Consider the following 19,853-nt stretch of genomic DNA (forward strand, 5'->3'; position numbering starts at 1 on the left):
TTTTTTTTGCATTAAAAAAAGCGAACTAGTCGCTTTTTTCTTTGGGGGCTATTTCCCGACAGCCCCTTTTTTTGATTTATACAATCTTTACTTAAATACCGGAGATACTTTCTTATATATAAGAATTGTAACTATACTCACTGCTATCCCTTTGAATATATTAAAGGGCACTATGCCATAGAGTACGAGCGTAGGTAAATCATGAATAAGGGGAGTTATCATGCTTCCCATTGCAATTATAGCTTCTACGGGCATTATCTTTGAGTAAAATGGAAGTAGTACAAAAAGATTGAAAAATGCACCTGCTACTGTCATAGCTACAATTCCTGCTAGGCACCCTATTATAGCTCCTTTTTTGTTATGATGAATCTTGTAAAGATAACTTGCTACAAACACATATGAAGCTCCTACTATAAAGTTTCCCAGTTCTCCTACCCCTCCTGTTGATGTCTTTGTTATGAGGTGTATGAGATTTTTTATAAGCTGAATCAATACTCCAGCAAGTGGAGATATGGCGAAGCCTCCTATTAATGCAGGGATATCTGAAAAATCCAGCTTTAGAAATGCAGGAAATATTGGAATTGGAAATTCCAGGAACATTATGATGTATGCAATTGCTGACAGCATACCTATTTTTACAACTGATTTGGTTTCCATTCTGGCACCTTTTTTTAATTCAATTCTGTTTTCCATTTTTATTCTCCTTATTATTAAAATATAATTTTAATAATGTCTGAGGGTAATAAAATTATGAGTAAAAAAAACCAGGTGAATATCACCTGGGGTTAATTGTCTATACCAGTCATTAGTTTTAATGTAATTAAAATTACATCAAAACCTCAGTTCTGCTAACAATCTTCTCTCATCCAGACTTTACTGTCGGTACTTGAATTTCACAAGTTCAACCAATTACGGTTCGCGGACTTTACCGCCGGTAGGGAATCTCACCCTGCCCCGAAGACATATTTCTCTTTCATTATAGTACATTGTTATAAATTTGTAAATACCATTGTCTACATTATTATTTTTTTTATTATTCATTCCTTAAACTTTCAAGGGCACTCAGGTTCATTGCTCTTTTTGCAGGAAGATATCCTGCAAGAACTCCAATACTGGTAGAAAATGCGAGAGTTGATAGTGCAAGCCAAATTGGAATTATAGATATGGCTGATCCTCCCATCCCCATAGACTCCCCAAATGCAGATCCAAGAAAGGCATTTAATACCGTTGAAAGGCCATAGCTGAGAATCAGACCTATTGTCCCACCGAGGAATCCAATAAAGGCAGCTTCAAAAAGGAAGAGATATTTAATATCTCTTATATTTGCTCCTATCACTTTCATTATGCCTATTTCTTTGGTTCTTTCGTAAATTGACATTATCATTGTATTTGATATTCCAAGGGCTGCCACCAGCATAGATACAGCTCCTATGCCTCCAAGCACTGCCTGTATCATGCCTGATGTTTTTTTCATTTCATCGAGCATATCATTGAGGCTAAAGCTTTGCAATCCCATGTCTTTTATCTGTGCCGAAATTTCTTTAACCTTGTCTATATCTTCTACATAAACTTTGGCATTTGTGTATTCCTTTTTTTTACTCTGATAATTTCCCTGAGCCTTCATAGTTTCTTCATTTATTTTCTTGACGGTTTCTATATTCATATATGCAGTATAGCTTGTATCATCATTCTCGTTTTCAAGTATTCCAATACCCTGAGCGTCATATATTGGATAATCTACCTTTTCACCGCCTGAAATGTCACTGTTACTTCTCTCTCCATAATTTTGATCAGCTGTAAGTTTTATCCTGTTAGACATAACGTTTACAGGTGGCTCTCCTGAGTCATTGTATCCCCCCGAGTTGGAATAAGGATTATAAAACCACATGGGTACGTTCCTTCCAAAAAGAATTGCATTTTTGTCATTCCCTTTAAGATTTCGACCCTCTTTAAGTTTATATCCAAATTTTTCAAAAACATCTGGATCCACCCCTGTTACGTTTACTCCTGCTACAAATTTTCCTATACCTACCTTAAGATAGATTGATTCCATAGGGGTTACTGCCGTTACCGATTTAAACGATCCTATTTCAGCTATAGCCTTGTCATCGAGCTTGGCCTGTTTTTGATTTCCACCTGAGTCCATCACCATACCGCCACCAGCATATATATCTATAGTGTGGAGATTTCCAAAACTCTTTATCTGTTCTTCAAAACTGGAGCTTAATCCTATTCCAAGTGATACCATCACTGTTATTGCACATGTTCCAATTATAACTCCCGTTATAGCAAGAATACTTCTGGTTTTTCTTCTGAGAAGGTTTTTTAACCCCATGACCATAAGGTCTGTGAAATTCATATTGTAACCCCCTTATATTTCTATATCCAGACTGTCATCCATCTTTTTCTTTTTGCGCTTTTTGTAAATTATAAATGCTCCTGCTGCAAGAAGTGCTGCTACAATTCCATATTTTATATACTTGCTGTTTGTATTTTCTGGTATCATTTCTCCGTCGTCAGGCATGTCTATAACTGGCATTTCCTGTGCTATAAAGCTAAATGGCTTTTCTATTTTACTTTCTTCTCCTGCCGCATTTTCAAATGTAAATATAACCTTACCTTCTACAGGACCCTGGTTAATCGGAATTATGCTCAGATCATAATATTCATTTTTTCCTGCTTCAAAGTTTCCTACAAATGTTGCTGGCGACTGAGAAAAATCTATGTTAGTCCCTTCTGCAGTTACTCTTAAGTTAGAAAGTGCCGTTTTTCCCATATTATAGTACTGGACTGAAACCGAACTCTGCTGTCCTACATACAATTCTGAGGGTTGGCCTATATCATCTATTACAAGTCTCAGATCCTGAACAAGTGGTATTGATATGTTATCCTTTGCACTTATAGGGTTTCCGTCTTTGTCTTCATAGGTCATATCAACCGATATAGATACTGTCTTTTGAGGTGCGTCTGGTTTGCTGGTGAGTGTTATTGTCTTTGTAGCAGTACCACCTGGAGATATGGAGTCTATAAAAAACGAATTGCTTGAGTTTACAGGTATAAATATTCCTTCGTCTGCACTCAGAGATACCTTTATATTGCTTATGCTCTGATTTTTGTTTGTGTTTTTAAGGGTTATTCCCAGGTTAAATGCTTTGTTTGCTTCAACAACTTTTGCCCCATAGTCATAATTGCTTATCATAAGCTGAGGTACTGTCTTTGAGCTTGTGTCTCCTTTTACATATATACCTGTATATTGGCTGATTGATTTAGGTTCTTTGTCTGAGGTCTCTACTGTTATTTTAATTGGATAGTTTTTTGCTTCAGTATTTGAAGCCGAGAACATTGTAACGCTGTAGCTCTTGACTTCTCCAGGAGCAAAATTTGAGACAAATATATTCTTTGTTTTGTTTACTACAGGCGCTGTTGGCTCTAAAGTAACTTTTATGTTCTTTAGCTCTGATGATCCAGTGTTAGATACTTTAAAATCCACTTTAAAATCCTTGCCTGGAGCAATTTCCTGAGGGCCTTTTACATTGCTTATCTCAAGGCTGTCTGTATCTGATGTCCCACCTATTACTGTAATATACTCTGTTTTTGTAAATACTGCCTCTTTTCCATTAGGGTCATTACCCTTTACTGTAAAAGTAAATGGTATGTTGCCTCCCTCATAGCTGTCTTCTATATATATAGGAAAGACTGCTGTTTTTTCTGAATTGCTCATTGAAATCGATCCAAGTCTTATTTCTGTTGGAGAGTCTTTAAGACTCATACCTTCACCAAGCGCTCCTATTGATGCTGTAAGATCAAGTAGCGGCGAGTTTCCTCTGTTTATTATTGTAAGACTTAATTCATTTGTTTTCCCGCTTACCAGTGCCCCACTAGACGCTTTGACTGTAAGTGCCATCTGAGGATTATAGTTTATGCCAGGCTCAGGATCTATTATTTCATTTACTGTTGCCAGATATATGCTCGCTTCAGTTTTGCCTATCTCGCCTCCTGCATCAGTAACTGTAACTGGCATCTTATATACCTTTTCAAGGTTGAGTCCAGTAACATTGATAATCCACTGCGCCGTTTTTTTAACTCCGGGGTCCATATCTCCAACGGTGACTTCCTCATCGCTGTAAGGCGAATATGTCAGTTCCCCTGCTCCAAGTTTAGCCTTTACTCCTCTGAGCGTTTCGCCTGTAGTGTTTTCTATTTCCACTATCAAAGTTGCTTTGGTATCGCCCTCCGAGGCAATTGAACCTTTTGTCTGTTTTACACTGACTTTAGTATATGCATAAGCAACGGAATAAATCCCTGTTGTCATGGCAAGCATAAGAGTCAATATAAGGGATAATATTCTCTTTTTCATGTTAATTCCTTTCAAATAATTTTCTAATTTTCAAGTTTTTTCGTATCTCCCAGAACATCTTCAGTCTGAGGAGTCCTTATATTTTCATTTTTTTCTATGCTTAATATGTTTCCATCTTGAATTGTAACTATTCGATCTGCATACTCTGCTATGGTACTGTCATGACTGACTATTATAAGTGTCTGATTATTTGACTTTACCTTGTCGAGCATTATCTTCATTATTACTTCTGTAGTTTTTGTATCCAGGTTGCCTGTAGGCTCATCCGCAAAGATAATCTTGGGTTCTACAACAAGGGCTCTTGCAATACCTACCCTCTGCTGCTGACCCCCACTCATCTGACTGGGCTTTCTTTCTTCATAGCCCTTTAATCCTACTTCTTCAATGGATCTTAGTGTTCTTTTTATTCTCTCTTTTTTATCCATACCTCGCAAAATCAGAGGATATGATACGTTCTCAAGTGTCGTCAGCATTGGCAAAAGGTTGTAAGACTGAAATATAAATCCTATATTTTTCTGTCTGAACATAGTCACCTGTTCTTCGTTTAGTTTATGAAGTGGTACTCCTCCTATTATTATTTCACCTTTTGTAGGTTTTTCGAGTCCTGCAACCATATTTAAAAAAGTTGATTTCCCTGATCCTGATTTACCCAGAAAACACACTACCTCACCTCTGTATATATCCAGACTTATATCATCCAGGGCTACTACTTTTTCATCTCCCATTCGGTATACTTTTCTTACATGCTTTACTTCTATAAGTGGTTTATTTATGCTAATCCCCTCCTTTGGTTTGTAGCATTTGAATTTTGATTCACAACGATTATTATACATCATAAGTATTCTTATTTCTTTACAAAAATATTAAGCTTTCTAAGTACTATCTTTAATTTTTAGACGTTTTTATTTAAATTGAGACTTATACCCCACTATTATGGGTAATATAATAGTATGAGCATAATTATTATATTCAATCTTTTATCTGAATCGAGGTGGTTTACATGAAAATTACTGATAAATCTATCCATATTGTAGATATTGCGGAGAATATAGACCAGGAGTTTGTAAAAATCCTTAAAAATAAAGGCTTCTATGTTAAAACGTTCCATAGCCAGGATGAATTTCTAAGTGATTTCAATAAAAATGACGCAGGATTTATAATAATAAATGTCTCTCATTCTGATATCCAGGTATTCAATCTTTGTTCTGTAATTAGAATAAAAAGTACTGTCCCTGTAATTATAATATCTGAAAAAACTCTTGATAATGATCTTGTAACTGCAATTAATATGGGATGTGATGAATATATTGTCAAGCCAGTATCTTCAAATGAACTTGTTGCCAGGGTAAACTCCATTCTAAGAAGAATAGAGTTCGAAAATGAGAAGAATTGCGAATGTATGTACTATTTTGGAGATATAGTCATAAATCTAAGACGTCATGAAGCTATATCTGGTTCTGAGATTTTGCATCTTACTAATAAGGAGTTTGAAGTTCTTCTTTATCTTATAGATAAAAGCGATGAGGTAGCCAGCAGAAATGAAATGCTTAGTAATATATGGGGCTTTCCTTCTGATCTTATTGAGACAAGAGCAATTGATGACTGTATTAAACGTCTTAGGAAAAAACTTGCTCAATCTGAATCAAATGTCAAAATAGAAACCGTGCGTGGACATGGTTTTAAAATAACTGTAAAATAATCATCTTTAACAGTGGGCGCACTAAAAAACAACCCTGCACTAATAATAGCTGCCGGGTTGTTTTTTTATTTAAATATCTTGATTTTTCCGCTGTCATTTAGATTTTTGAGAATTATTATAATTATAGGCATTATAAAAAGTCCCAGAAAACCAAAAATTTTCACTCCAGTAAACATGCATATGAGCATTACTACCGGATGGAGCCCTACCTGGTTTCCAACTACCTTTGGCTCTATTATGTTTCTTACTACAAGTACTATTATATATGTTATGATCAGACCTATAGCAAATGTCACATTCCCTTTTATGAGCTGTGTCAGTGCCCATGGAAACAAGATTCCTCCCACTCCTAAAACAGGGATTATATCAAGAACGGCTATCAAGGCTGCAATGGTAAATGCTTTTTCTACCCCAAGTATCAAAAATCCTATGCTAAGTTCTACGAAAGTAACTCCTATTATTATTCCATAGGCTTTACAGAATTTTAAAAGAGTCTGCAAAGTATATGTTTTAATATCCATAAGGAGATGATCCGCTTTTTTTGAAAGCTGCCTTCTTAGGAATTTTGATATAAGATCATAATCTATAGCAAAATAAAAAGATGAAATTATTGAAAATACAAGCTTTACAAAAAATGAAGGTACGGAGGAAAGCATATTTGTAATAAGACCAACCGTTCCAGAGGATATAGAAGTTATTATATTTCCAAGAGATGTTGAAAAACTTTTAATAATATCATTAAGACCCTGGCCTGCACTTTGGTCTAGTTTACTGAACCAGTAAACTAAAAATTCAAAACCCGAATATATAGAGGGCTCTATACTGCTTTTGTAAATGTCTGGAAGTTTTGCAAAAACATCTCTTGTATTTACAAAAAGTTTTACAGAAACTAATCCTATAAGTACTCCAATAGTTGCATAGAAAACAAGTACCACCAGCCCTGCAAGCAGCTTTTTGTTGATGGGTATTTTACTTTCAATTTTTTTTATTACAGGCTTTAGCATACTTGCTATAATGAAACCTATGATAAAGGGCAACATCCACTCTAAACCATATTTTAGTGCCAAAAAAGCAATTGCAGATATTGCTAGATAATAAATTATATTTATTATGAATGCCCGTTTTCTCTCTGTATTGTTTTTGTTGGTATTTTTATCAATAGTATCCATTTAACACCTTCTTTTTTAGAAAATATTTTTTCCAGTATGAATGTTTATAAGCTCATAACTTTGTGTTCCCATGCCCATTTCTTCAGCATAGTCTATTATTGCATCTCCATTTACTCCGCTATGTGCTTCTTTGAATACATCTTTACCTGCAGACTCTGTTATAAGGTCCAGGCAGGCTCTTTCGAGTGCAACCGGGTCTTTACTGGCAAGTACTCCAATATCATTTGCTATTGGTCTTCCTGACCATCCTGCACAATCACAAAGTGGAGTTATGTTCATAACAAAGGTTATGTATCCAACTTTTCCTTTTTTGTTAGAAACTGCTCCGTATGCATACTCTGCCATTTTTTCAAGAAATATGTTGCTGTCTGTAGCCCATTGATCTGATATGGCCCTTACTGGACATACTACTATGCATTCCCCGCATCCATAACATACTTGACTGTCTATTACTGCTTTCTTTTCAACCATAGAAATTGCCTTTGTCTGGCATATTGAAACGCATTTTCTGCATCCTATACATTTTTCAGGATCTACCTGAGGTTTTATGTCAGAATGCTGCATCTGTTTCCCAGGAGCTGTAGCGCAACCCATGGCAAGATTTTTCATTACTCCTCCAAAGCCAGCCATTTCATGTCCTTTGAAATGCGATATAACTATCATTGAATCTGAATTGTAAATTTCTCCGCCAATCTTGACTTCTTTAAAGTGCTTTTTGTTTATCTCTACGTTTTCAGAATTTCTGCTATACATTCCATCTGCTATTATTATTGGCGCTCCTACTACAGAATATGCAAATCCATTTTCTATGGCAGTCTGGATATGATCTACACAATTTGTTCTGGACCCTGAATAAAGGGTATTGGTGTCTGTAAGAAATGGCTTTCCGCCTGATTCTTTTATTTTGTCAACGATCTGCCTTACATTCACAGGATTAAGGAAGGTTACATTTCCTTTTTCTCCAAAATGAAGCTTTACTGCCACCTGGTCATTTTCAGATATTATATCTGAAAATCCAGCCTTGTCAAAAAGTTTTTTAAGATTTGCCGACATGTTATTATTTTTTGAAGTTGCATACAAATCACTGAAATACACTTTTGATTTTTCCATTTTATCTCCTCACATTCTTCTTTATAATTTCATATAATTAATTTGAAATTAAATTAAATTGAATTTTTGTACCTTGTGAAAACGTATTTGACTTCTTTTATACCCCATTGCCTGTCTTTAAATTCCAGATTCAGTAAATCTACAATTTCTGTATATTCTTTTCCTGAGTTTTTAAGTTCTAATATCCTGTCAATCTGCTGCTGATTATATTTCTTTTTTCTTCCCGCACCTCTTTCATTTTTAACAGATGCCGTTTTAGTCTTATCCATTATTTCAATATATTTTTCAAGACTTGTGTTAACTTCTTCTAGTCTGAGACTTTCCTTTTCAAGATTTTCATATGATTCCAAAAGCCTGTCTACATGTTTTTGCAGTTCTGAAAATTTATTTTCTATTTTAAGTGTTATATTTTTTTGAAGCCTGATTTCTTCTTCATATCTTATTTTTTCGTTTTCTTTATCCTCTATATATTTGTTATATTTCTCAACCAGTACATTGTGTTTTTCTACAACTTGCTGAGAAAAACCATTGATTTCATTGTATTTTTCTACAAGTATATTATAATTCTCTATTATATTATTATTGTCTATATGGCTCAGTTTTTTATTTTCTTTCTTTCTTCCCAAATCTTTTACAAAATCCATTTTTCCTCCATAATTACTGAAATATTATATGAGCACTATGCTCACAGAGATATTCCCCTATATTTACATCTCTTTTTGAATATATCCCATGATAGTCACTGCCACCTGTAAGAATAAGCCCATATTTTAAAGCTTTTTCTGTTATTTGCTTTTTGTATTCTTCGCTGTTGGATACATGATTAAGTTCAAGACCATCAAGTCCTTCTTTTACCAGCTCATCCACTATATAAAGATTATCCTGCTGACCAGGGTGAGCTATGACGCTATAGCCTCCTGAATCTTTTACTGCTCTTAGAGCCTTTCTTATATCGATGTATTCCATATTATGTTGACACTTTCCTCCATTTTTGAAAAGAGTTTCGTTTATATGAGGAAACATAGCTTCCGTCTGGCCAGTTTTGTACAATACATCAAATATGTGCTGCTTGAATATATATCCTCTTGAGAATTCATAAAGCTGCTCATAGCTTATATCATAACCTAAGGCTCCCAGCTCTTTTATCTGTCTCCTGGCTTTTTCGTTTCTCTGCTCTATCATTGGGCCACAAAGCCTGTTTATAATATCATCTTCTTTTATATTGTATCCAAGAAGATGTATCTTTTTTCCAGTATTAGGGTCTATTGCTGATATCTCAATAGATTTAACTGTTTTTATACCTGATAATGTGGTTTTAGTGTGAATTTCATCGTAACCCCTAAAGGTATCGTGGTCTGTGACAGCTATGTGTGACAGCTCTTTTTGCTCTGCCATGGATATAATAGTGTCTATGTCATCGTACCCATCAGAATTTCTTGTGTGAATATGGCTGTCTGATTTAAATATTTTCTTCACTTTTTTTCTTATCCTTTTTTATCCTCAGATTTTTGAAAAATCTGCTTAGTATATATGAACAGGCTTTGCTTTCTTCTATTATAAGCATATTATCGCCTGGAATCAGTTCTTCTGATATTATTGGTACCTTACTTATGGCTCCTCCTCTTACCGGATCAAGTGCACCTATGTGGATATTTTTTATCCTGGCATGGAGTATTGCGCCTGTGCACATTATGCATGGTTCAAGAGTTATATAAATATTACTGCCTGTAAGTCTCCAGCTTCCTATATTTTTGCAAGCTTCTTCAATAGCTATTATTTCTGCATGCCCTGTTGCCAATTTAGACTTTTCCACAAGGTTATGGCCTCGCCCTATTATTTCACCGTCTTTTTCAATTATGCATCCAACCGGTACTTCTCCCTGTTTATAAGCCTTTAGCGCCTCTGAAAAAGCGGCTCTCATATATTTATTCATAATTTCCTTTTTCACTTTTGTGTATAAAATTCCGACTTATCCACATTATCCACAGATTGTTTTCTCAAACTGTGGATAATGTGACACTTGTTACATTTTTTGATTTCTTAGATATGCAAGTATAAATGGCATTATGTTTCCATCCATTACGCTATTTACATTTCCTGATTCTTCTGCGGTCCTATGATCTTTTACAAGGGTATAGGGCTGAAAAACATAGGATCTTATCTGGCTTCCCCATCCTATCTGCGAATACTCTCCCTGAAGATCTTCTATCTTGTCTTTATGTTCTTGTTTCTTTAGATCTATTAATTTAGCCATCAGCATCTTCATGCATACATCTTTGTTTATTAGCTGGGACCTTTCATTTTGACACTGCACTACTATTCCTGTGGGCTGGTGGGTTATTCTTACAGCTGAGTCTGTCTTATTAACATGTTGACCCCCAGCACCTCCTGATCTGTATGTGTCTATCTTAAGGTCTGAGGTATTTATATCTATATTTACGGTATCATCAAGCTCAGGTATTACATCTACGGATGCAAATGAAGTGTGTCTTTTCCCTGAAGAGTCAAACTGTGACATCCTCACCAGGCGGTGAACACCTTTTTCTGATTTTAAAAATCCATATGCATTTTTTCCTGATATCCTAAGGGTAACTGATTTTATGCCAGCTTCTGGGTCTTGATTGTAATCAAGCTCTTTTACCTTGAATTTCATTTCCTGTGCAAATCTGGTATACATCCTAAGGAGCATCTTTGCCCAGTCTTGTGCATCAAGTCCCCCACTTCCGGCATGTATGGAAAGTATCGCGTTGCTATTGTCATGTTCCTGATCGAGCATGGTTTCAAGCTTGAGCTCTTCTATTTTTTCATGTATGGTTTGAAGTTCTTTTTCCAGTTCTTTTTCCATTGACTCGTCTTCTTGAGCCATCTCAAAGAGAACCTCAAGGTCGAGAACACCTGTTTGTGCGTCCTCGTAGTCCTCAAGTACTTCTTCTATCTCTTTATTTCTTTTGACTTGTTTCTGGCTGCCCTCAAGGTCTTCCCAAAAACTCTGATACTGCATCTGATTATCAATTATATCTTTTTCTTTCAAAAGTCTTTCTATGTCAAAGTGACACCTTTATTTCGCTGAGGGATTCTTGTATTTTTTCCATCTTAATCTTATGTTCTGCATAATTTAGCATATTTTACTAATCCTTTCCACAGCATTTTTTGTATTTTTTCCCACTTCCACAAGGACACTCTTCATTTCTTCCAACTACCTTGTCTGTTTTTTTAGGTGTTGAGCTTTTTTCTTCAAGAGAATTTTCAAAACCTTCTTTTATTTTGTCCAGATCTACTACTGCTTTTCTTTGGATCTGTACTTGTTGTTTTTCTTCTTCTTTTTGAATCTGGAAACTCATAAGGTATTTTACAGTTTCTTCTTTTATGCTTTCCGTCATAGCGTCAAACATATCAAAACCTTCTATCTGGTAGGCTCTTACAGGGTCTTCTTGTCCTATTGCTCTAAGACCCATTCCCTGTCTTAACTGATCCATAGAATCTATGTGGTCCATCCATTTTGAATCTACTACCTGAAGCAGTATTACTCTTTCAAGCTCTCTAAATTCTTCTTCTGGAAGCATGGATTCTTTCATTTCATAGATTTTACGAGCCATGTCTTTTATAAGCGTTTTCATTCTTGGGTTGTCTATATTTGATATTTCTTCTTCTATATTTATGTCTGCTGCAAACTGCTGATTGATTTTTTCTTTAAGTCCTTTAATATCCCACTCTTCCTGATAGGTTTTTTCAGAACAGAATTTGTCTACAATGTCATCTGCAAGCGCATCTATCATCTCTAATATTTCAGGTTTTATATTCTCGCCTTCAAGTACACGTTTTCTTTCTGCATAGATTATTTCTCTTTGCTTGTTCATTACGTCGTCATACTGAAGTACACTCTTTCTGATAGAGAAGTTCTTTCCTTCGACTTTCTTTTGAGCACTTTCTATGGATTTTGAAAGCATCTTGTGCTCTATTGCATCTTCTTCTTCCATTCCAAGTTTTTCTACAACTCCTTGTATTCTCTCGCTTCCAAATAGCCTCATAAGTTCGTCTTCAAGGGATATAAAGAATCTTGTAGTTCCTGGGTCTCCTTGTCGTCCGGCACGACCTCTCAGCTGGTTGTCTATACGTCTTGACTCATGTCTTTCTGTACCTAATATAAAGAGTCCTCCTGCAGATATTACTTTTACCTGTTCTTCTTTGAGCTCAAGTTTCTTTTGAGCAAGTATTTCCTGATAGACTTTTCTTGCTTCTTTTATTTCTTCGTCATCAGTTGCACTGAATCCACTCGCCTCAGCTATAAGATGTTCTTCGTATTCACGTTTTTTCATTTCTTTAACAGTAAGAATTTCAGGATTACCTCCAAGGATTATATCGGTTCCTCTTCCTGCCATGTTTGTAGCTATTGTAACTGCCTCGTATCTACCTGCCTGAGCTACTATATCCGCTTCTTTTTCATGGTTTTTTGCATTCAGTACCTCATGCTTTACGCCTTTTCTTTTAAGCATCTCTGAAAGCATTTCTGAAGTTTCTATGGAGATAGTTCCTATAAGAATAGGCTGTCCTGTCTTGTGTACTTCTGCTACATGCTCGACTACTGCCCTGAATTTAGATTCTACATTCTTGTATACCGCATCATCCATATCGTTTCTCTGTGTCGGCTTGTTTGTTGGAATCTGAACTACATCCATCTTATATATTGATCTGAATTCATCTTCTTCGGTTTTTGCTGTTCCTGTCATACCTGAAAGTTTTTTGTACATTCTGAAGTAATTCTGGAAAGTTATAGTTGCAAGTGTCTTTGATTCTCTTTGTATCTTAAGGCCTTCTTTTGCCTCTATAGCCTGGTGAAGTCCCTCAGAGTATCTTCTTCCAAACATAAGCCTGCCTGTAAATTCGTCAACTATAACAATTTCTCCATCTTTTATAACATAATCCACATCAAGTCTCATCAGTGTGTTTGCTCTAAGGGCCTGTCCTATATGATGATATACCTCTATGTTAGCTATGTCTGTCATACTATCCACTCCAAAGAATTTTTCAGCTTTTTCGAGGCCTTCATCTGTAAGTGAAGATGCGTTGTCTTTTTCATTCACTATATAGTCTTCTTCTAATTTAAGCAGCTGTATAAAGCTGTTAGCAGTTGTGTAAAGTGATGTTGACTTGTCTCCGGCACCAGATATTATAAGTGGAGTTCTCGCCTCATCTACAAGTATAGAGTCGACCTCATCTACTATGGCATAGTTAAGTGGTCTTTGGACTCTCTGGTTTTCGAATATTACCATGTTGTCTCTCAGATAGTCAAAACCATATTCATTGTTTGTTCCATATGTTATGTCAGCCCTGTATGCCGCTCTTCTTTGTTCATTAGTAATACCGTGAACTATTACTCCTGTTGTAAGTCCCATAAAGTTGTAGAGCTTACCCATCCATTCACAGTCTCTCTTTGCAAGATAATCGTTGACTGTAACTACGTGTACACCTTTTCCTTCAAGGGCATTGAGGTATACAGCAAGAGTTGCCACAAGAGTCTTTCCTTCTCCTGTTCTCATCTCAGCTATCCTTCCGCTGTTGAGTACCATACCTCCCATGAGCTGTACGTCATAATGTCTCATTCCAAGCGATCTCTTTGCACCTTCTCTGCACGCAGCAAAAGCTTCTTCAAGTATATCGTCTACTGTTTCCCCATTTTGAAGTCTATTTTTAAATTCAGGAGTCATTGCCTTTAGCTCGCTGTCTGTCATGGCTTCAAATCTGCTCTCTAAAGCATTTATTTTTTGAGCACAAGCTTCAAGTTTTTTAATTTCTCTCTTTGATAGTATATTGTCTAATAATCCCAAAGTATTTACCTCTTTCTATATTATGAAATTTATAATTAATTTTATCACATATTTGGCATTTTTTCTCGTTTTTTTACAGTATTTTTTCATTTTATTGACAATTAAAATGTTTCACGTGAAACATTTTTCTCTGGTTTTTGATTTTGATTATTTTTTATGTTATAATTATTATAAGAATGTCATAGGTATCAGGTAAAAAGCATTATTTGTTAAATTATTCATTAACTAAAAGAAATGGAGAGTTTATTATGAAAGAAGCTGTAATACCCAAACCTGTCGTCGTCTCGTGCGATGAACCTGTCTTAAAAAAACCATATTGGAAGTGTCTTTTGAAGTTTTTATTTGCATCTGGCCTTGGCATTACCATATTTTTTGTTCCCATAAAAGGACGTCTTCTTTTTGAAATAATCTATAAAGATTTTTTTCTTGAAATGATACTTGGAAATATGGTTCAGCCACTTATAACCCTTTGCCCACTTATAATGTTGTCCGGGTACATATATTCAAATTATCTCTGTAAAAGCGATAATGCCGTAAAGAGATTTTTTGGAGAAGATACTAAATTTCACTTTGTACTCTATCTTTTAGGTTCCATATTCGCTCTCATGTACTATTTCCAGTTTGGATGGGAATTTGCCTACAGCGAAAAAACCGGTGGAGTAATGATTGGCGAAACCCTTAATTTTACAATAAGCATAGTCCCAGTTGCAGGTGCTGTACTACCACTCCTGGCAGGGTATGGGCTTTTAGAAGCCATAGGTGCTTTTTTGGAACCTTTTATGAGACCTGTGTTTCGAGTTCCTGGAAAAAGTGCTTTGGATACCATTGCTTCCATAGTAGGTGCTGCCGTAGTTGGAATAATGTTCACGGCCTCACTCTACAAAGAAAAACATTACACAGTTAAAGAAGCTTTTTTTATCTCATCCAGTTTCAGCCTTAATTCTGTTGGCTATTGTGCGTTCCTTATAGGTTATGTCGGACTACTGGAAGATTTTGGTATGATCTTCCTGCTTTACTGCCTTGTAACATATTCAGTTGCAGCAATAGTATGTCGCATACCACCTATATCAAAGTACCCTGATGTATATTCAGATGGTTCTGTTCAAACCACGGAGATGAGAAAAGAAAATCTTCATTTAAACCTTGCACAGGTTAAAAAAGGATTCAGTAATGCCCTTATAAAAGCAGATAGCTCACCAAACTTGGTGCCTGAAATGGCAAAAGGATTCATTGATGGCTGCCTTATAACACTAAAAGTAATACCTATGGTAATAACAATAGGTATTGCAGGACTAGCCATAAGTGAGTTTACTCCAATTATAAAGATACTTAGTATTCCTTTTACGCCATTTATCTCTATGCTTGGAATTCCTGATGCCTCTATTGCTACTCAGGCTATACTCGTTGGAGGGATAGACCTTTTTCTTCCTTCTATACTTATATCTGGCTCACAGTATGCAGGAACAAGGTTCTTTGTCCTTATGGTATCACTTGTTCAGGTACTTTATATTACAGAGACCATGCTTCCAATCATATTTTTTGGAATACCAGCAAAACTAAAGGACATTCTTACTCTATGGGTTCTAAGGACCCTTATAGCTATACCTATAGTTGCCGTTCTCACCCATATACTTTATCTTTAAGTACATGATACCTTTGACTTTTAAAAATCCGGTTGGAATCTCATGATTCTGCCGGATTTTATTTTTTTTGTTTTATATTATTGTTATATCCCTTCCTTTAACTTGTATTATCCCGTCTTCTTGCATTCTTGAAATTTCTCTGCTCATAGAACTCCTGTCTGTGCAAATATAGTCTGCAAGATCAGTCTTGCTAAAAGCGAGTCTTATTTTTCTTGATTTTCCCTGCAAATTCATTTCCATCAAAAAATAAGCCATAAGCTTTTCTCTGATAGTCCTTTTAGAAAGTATATCTATTTTTTTATTCAGCTCCGTATTTTTTACTGCGATTATCTTCATCATGTTAACAATCATCCGGGAGTGAAAAACACATGAATTTGAACACATATTCATCATTTTACCGTATTGTATAAAAAGTATTTTTGTACTTTCTTTTGAAGTAACTCTTACCGGACTTATGTGTATTCCAGCCGCTTCAAAAGTTTCAGCAAAAAGCTGGTTTTTTTTAGGTTCTGCTATTATATTTATATTCCCCAGTAAATCCGTCTTACTTATTTGAATGCTTCCCCTTAGTATTATTCCTATCCCCGGTATTGGCTCATTCTCTCTTATTACTGTTTCTTTTTTTTCATAGTTTTTTACAAAAGCATTAAGGCAAACCAGGATATTTTCAATATCTTCAGAGCTAATGCCTTCAAAAAGTCTGTTATTCATTAAAAGTGGTATGTATTCAAGGTGATTTTTTGTCATAAGCATTCTCCTTGTATTATTTTTTGGATTTTTGTTGCATATGCAACATCGGTTTTTTGTTTTTTATTGTATCATAAATATATAAGATTACAAACACAAATAATGATAATAATATATATTTATATATAAGTGGACGTGACGTCCACCTTTAATCCAGGAGGATAAAATGATAAGAAAAGTTATAAAAATTAACGAAGAAAAATGTGTTGGATGTGGACTTTGTGCAAATGCATGTCATGAGGGTGCTATTGCTATAATAGATAAAAAAGCTAAACTTCTCAGAGATGATTACTGTGATGGTTTAGGAAATTGCCTTCCAGTCTGTCCTACAAATGCAATTACTTTTGAAGAAAGAGAAGCTGCACAGTACAATAAAGAAATAGCTCCTAAAAGAGTTGCAGCAAAAGAATCTCCAGATTCTCACAGTCAAGAATGCGGATGTGCGGGGTCTCAGGCAAAGGCAATATCTCGATCTTCGATACTTTCCGCACCTAAAGCTGCAAAATCTGCTCCTTCTTATGATAATTCAGGTGCCGCTTCCTCGGATTCCCAGTTAAGGCAGTGGCCGGTTCAGATAAAACTGCTTCCTGTAAATGCCCCTTATTTTGAAAATGCAAACCTTCTGATTGCGGCTGACTGTACAGCCTACGCTTATGGAGATTTTCATAATAAATTTATAAAGAACAGAATAACAGTTATAGGATGTCCAAAACTTGATGAAGGAGACTATACAGAAAAACTGACAGCTATCATAAGAGAAAATAATATAAAAAGTGTAACTATAGTAAGAATGGAGGTTCCATGCTGTGGCGGAATTGAAAAAGCAGCTGTAAGCGCTCTAAAAGAAAGTGGAAAATTTATTCCATGGCAAATATTTACTATATCTTCTGACGGAAGAATACTCGAGAATTAATTTATTATTGACACTGCTCTGCCTTGTGAAAAATCACAGGCAGAGTTTTTTGTATAGCTTTGAAAATTTTTAGTCCAATATATATTTTATAGATCCTTAAAATATGTTACAATGACAGTAGAAAATAATAACTATTTTAGATTTTTTAGGAGTTTTTATGAAAAATATAATAAATATAAATCTTACAAAAACAGACTTCAGTGAAGCCAGTGAACTTATTGAAGGAAACAAAGATCTTTTTAAACCAAACAATGATATGATGATAGTCCTTTCAAATGATTCTGAAATTCTTGTCATGCCAAGAAAAGATAAGATAATACTTCAGACAAAGGCATCTCTTGAATTTTAACTGTTGCTCTTAACGTAACAGTTTTTATTTTACTGAAGGGTGGTTTATTTGTATGAAAATACTTAATATAACAGCTCAAAAACCTTTTTATACCGGCAGTGGTGTATATTTAAGCGAACTTATAAAAGCATTTGAAAAGATGGGTCATTCTCAAGCTATTGTGTGCGGTATAAGCAACCTCCAAGAGTCCAAATTAATAAATAATATTAATGCTAAGGCCTATCCAGTAATTTACAATACTGATGAAATTCCTTTTGAAATACCAGGCATGAGCGATGAAATGCCATATTCTAGTACAAGATATAAAGATATGAGCGAAAAGGATTTTGAACTCTTTAAAAATGCTTATATAAAAAGAATATCTGCTGCAGTCAGTGATTTTGAACCAGACCTTATAATATGCCATCATCTTTATTTGCTTACCGGTATAACAGCTGAATATTTTAGTGAATACAAGGTTGTAGGAGTATGCCACGGAACATGCCTCAGGCAGCTGAAGAGCCACTATTTATACAACGACAAAACTATAAATTCACTTAGAAAACTAAGTAAAATATATGCTCTTCACGATTATCAGCAAAATGAAATAATAAATCTTCTGGGACAAGATATTTCAGAAAAACTGGAAATAATAGGAACTGGCTATAACCCTGATATCTTTACTTTAGAATCTAATGATAACAATATAGATAATGAAGTTCTGAAAATAATCTATGCCGGCAAGATTTCAAGAAAAAAAGGCCTTGTAGAGCTTATCCATGCACTTTCATCTATAGATCCTCAAGACATAGGCTACAAGTCAATAAAACTAAGCCTTGCTGGTGGAAATGGCAGTTTATATGATGTAGCTCACATAAAAGAAGCTGCCTCTGATTCGCCTCATAAAGTGAAGTTTCTTGGTATATTAAACCATGACCAGCTTTCAAAAGAATTTAACAGATCAGACCTGTTTGTCCTTCCTTCATTCTATGAAGGTCTTCCCCTTGTTGTTATTGAAGCTATAGCATGCGGACTTCATGCCGTTACAACAGCTACTCCAGGGCTTAGAGACTGGATTGAGGGCAATATTAAAAATTCTCCTGTAGAATATGTAGAGCTTCCTCTTATGAAAAATATGGATGAACCTGTAGAAAGTGAGCTTCCTTCTTTTGAAGCAAGACTTGCTGATTCTATCAAAAATTCAGTAATAAAAAACAAAATTATGCAAAAAAGAAAATGTAAAGTAGACATGAGCAGATTTACCTGGGCTCATGTAGCTGATAAAATAATAAAAGAGCCCTAATGAGGCTCTTTTATCCATTTTCTACCATAAGATATTCTCTTCTTATTTCAGGCATGCATCTTCCATTTTTTATTGCTTCTGCAAGTTCAGATACAGTACTTATTTTTTCAAAAAATCTTGTAGCATATTTTCCAATCTGCATTACACTGTGAGCGTCACTTGCTCCAAAAGGTGCAAGCCCTAATTGTGTACAGTATCTCATTGCAATATCATTTGCCTCTGAAGAGGTACTTCCATTTAGGACTTCTATGCCCGAGAGTCCTTTTAATGTCTTTAGATTTTCACCAAGTCCTCTGTTGTTATTCCTGAATGGATGGGCAGCTATGCATACTCCTCCTTCAGACTTTACATAATCTATAAATTCCTGAGCAGGAAGCTTTTCTTTTTCTGGTAGCTTATTTATCCCAAATACAAGTATATCCCCTTCTTCAGTAAGATATTCTGCACCTACAAAAATAGGAAAACCTGTTTTTTTTGAATACATGTCCGCATATTCCCTCAGACCCATGCTTTCGTGATCTGTTATACATACTCCATCGAGTCCAATATTTTTGGCTTTTTCAACAATTTCTTCAAGGGACATAAAACTGTCAGAAGAATTTCTCATTTCATGAACGTGCATATCTATAAGCATAAAAGGTCTCCTTTTTTAATATTACTTATCCCTCTTAATTATATTATGATGATGATTAATTTTCCAATTGATAATAATAATAGATATTATAGATTTTATTTATACATATTCAAACAAAAAAATAG

At 35.2% G+C, this 19,853-nt stretch carries 18 protein-coding genes and 1 riboswitch; of the genes, 5 read left to right on the forward strand and 13 right to left on the reverse strand.

Translation table 11 applies throughout. From position 1 onward, the window contains the following. Positions 1-87: 87 nt before the first annotated feature. From G558_RS0107820 to G558_RS0107835, 4 genes are all read right to left on the reverse strand, one after another. Complete coding sequence (locus G558_RS0107820) at positions 88-693, reverse strand: ECF transporter S component (RefSeq protein WP_028829680.1); 606 nt, start codon at positions 691-693, stop codon at positions 88-90. A 157-nt stretch (positions 694-850) separates the two neighbouring features. Continuing rightward, positions 851-966: riboswitch (FMN riboswitch) on the reverse strand. 67 nt (positions 967-1,033) lie between these two features. Beyond that, complete coding sequence (locus tag G558_RS0107825; protein ID WP_028829681.1) at positions 1,034-2,359, reverse strand: ABC transporter permease; 1,326 nt, start codon at positions 2,357-2,359, stop codon at positions 1,034-1,036. A gap of 12 nt (positions 2,360-2,371) precedes the next feature. Next, positions 2,372-4,357, reverse strand: a complete 1,986-nt coding sequence (locus G558_RS0107830) for a COG1361 S-layer family protein (RefSeq protein WP_028829682.1) — start codon at positions 4,355-4,357, stop codon at positions 2,372-2,374. A gap of 23 nt (positions 4,358-4,380) precedes the next feature. Beyond that, entirely contained in the window at positions 4,381-5,193 is an 813-nt protein-coding gene (locus G558_RS0107835; RefSeq protein ID WP_330363821.1) for an ABC transporter ATP-binding protein, read from the reverse strand. Positions 5,194-5,357: 164 nt separating this feature from the next. Here G558_RS0107835 and G558_RS0107840 point away from each other — a divergent pair, with 164 nt between their 5' ends. Then, the gene (locus G558_RS0107840) at positions 5,358-6,056 is read left to right on the forward strand and encodes a response regulator transcription factor (RefSeq protein ID WP_051188589.1); all 699 of its coding nucleotides are present in this window, start codon (positions 5,358-5,360) and stop codon (positions 6,054-6,056) included. A 65-nt stretch (positions 6,057-6,121) separates the two neighbouring features. Here the strand turns inward: G558_RS0107840 and ytvI are convergent, their stop codons facing one another. From ytvI to secA, 7 genes are all read right to left on the reverse strand, one after another. Further along, positions 6,122-7,225, reverse strand: a complete 1,104-nt coding sequence (ytvI, locus tag G558_RS0107845; RefSeq protein WP_036931804.1) for a sporulation integral membrane protein YtvI — start codon at positions 7,223-7,225, stop codon at positions 6,122-6,124. 15 nt (positions 7,226-7,240) lie between these two features. Beyond that, entirely contained in the window at positions 7,241-8,335 is a 1,095-nt protein-coding gene (locus tag G558_RS0107850; RefSeq protein WP_028829686.1) for a DUF362 domain-containing protein, read from the reverse strand. Between the two features lie 53 nt (positions 8,336-8,388). Continuing rightward, positions 8,389-8,979 (reverse strand): hypothetical protein, encoded by a 591-nt coding sequence (locus G558_RS0107855; protein WP_028829687.1) that lies wholly within the window; start codon positions 8,977-8,979, stop codon positions 8,389-8,391. 13 nt (positions 8,980-8,992) lie between these two features. Beyond that, positions 8,993-9,811 (reverse strand): PHP domain-containing protein, encoded by an 819-nt coding sequence (locus G558_RS0107860; protein WP_051188590.1) that lies wholly within the window; start codon positions 9,809-9,811, stop codon positions 8,993-8,995. Then, the gene (locus G558_RS0107865; RefSeq protein ID WP_036931806.1) at positions 9,795-10,268 is read right to left on the reverse strand and encodes a nucleoside deaminase; all 474 of its coding nucleotides are present in this window, start codon (positions 10,266-10,268) and stop codon (positions 9,795-9,797) included. The genes G558_RS0107860 and G558_RS0107865 overlap by 17 nt, the downstream gene beginning before the upstream one ends. A 90-nt stretch (positions 10,269-10,358) precedes the next feature. Further along, a protein-coding gene (gene prfB, locus G558_RS0107870) for a peptide chain release factor 2 (protein ID WP_156888534.1) occupies positions 10,359-11,457 on the reverse strand; the annotation gives its coding sequence in 2 pieces (ribosomal slippage) (positions 10,359-11,381 and positions 11,383-11,457; 1,098 coding nt in all). Positions 11,458-11,463: 6 nt separating this feature from the next. Further along, entirely contained in the window at positions 11,464-14,160 is a 2,697-nt protein-coding gene (secA, locus tag G558_RS0107875; protein WP_028829691.1) for a preprotein translocase subunit SecA, read from the reverse strand. 248 nt (positions 14,161-14,408) lie between these two features. Here secA and G558_RS0107880 point away from each other — a divergent pair, with 248 nt between their 5' ends. Then, positions 14,409-15,803, forward strand: a complete 1,395-nt coding sequence (locus G558_RS0107880; protein WP_028829692.1) for a YjiH family protein — start codon at positions 14,409-14,411, stop codon at positions 15,801-15,803. 72 nt (positions 15,804-15,875) lie between these two features. Here the strand turns inward: G558_RS0107880 and G558_RS0107885 are convergent, their stop codons facing one another. Beyond that, on the reverse strand, positions 15,876-16,550 hold the full coding sequence (locus tag G558_RS0107885; protein ID WP_028829693.1) for a Crp/Fnr family transcriptional regulator: 675 nt from the start codon (positions 16,548-16,550) through the stop codon (positions 15,876-15,878). Positions 16,551-16,716: 166 nt separating this feature from the next. Between G558_RS0107885 and G558_RS0107890 the strand changes: the two genes are divergently transcribed. From G558_RS0107890 to G558_RS0107900, 3 genes are all read left to right on the forward strand, one after another. Continuing rightward, a complete protein-coding gene (locus G558_RS0107890) occupies positions 16,717-17,463 on the forward strand; it encodes an ATP-binding protein (protein WP_028829694.1) in 747 nt (248 codons plus the stop codon). Positions 17,464-17,620: 157 nt separating this feature from the next. Continuing rightward, complete coding sequence (locus G558_RS0107895) at positions 17,621-17,812, forward strand: hypothetical protein (RefSeq protein WP_028829695.1); 192 nt, start codon at positions 17,621-17,623, stop codon at positions 17,810-17,812. 52 nt (positions 17,813-17,864) lie between these two features. Continuing rightward, positions 17,865-19,094, forward strand: a complete 1,230-nt coding sequence (locus G558_RS0107900; protein ID WP_028829696.1) for a glycosyltransferase family 4 protein — start codon at positions 17,865-17,867, stop codon at positions 19,092-19,094. Positions 19,095-19,104: 10 nt separating this feature from the next. Here G558_RS0107900 and G558_RS0107905 read toward each other — a convergent pair whose 3' ends face one another. Next, complete coding sequence (locus tag G558_RS0107905; protein ID WP_028829697.1) at positions 19,105-19,728, reverse strand: PHP-associated domain-containing protein; 624 nt, start codon at positions 19,726-19,728, stop codon at positions 19,105-19,107. Positions 19,729-19,853 lie beyond the last annotated feature (125 nt).

The organism is Proteocatella sphenisci DSM 23131 (assembly GCF_000423525.1).
In the GTDB taxonomy this organism is placed as follows: Bacteria; Bacillota; Clostridia; order Peptostreptococcales; family Filifactoraceae; genus Proteocatella; species Proteocatella sphenisci.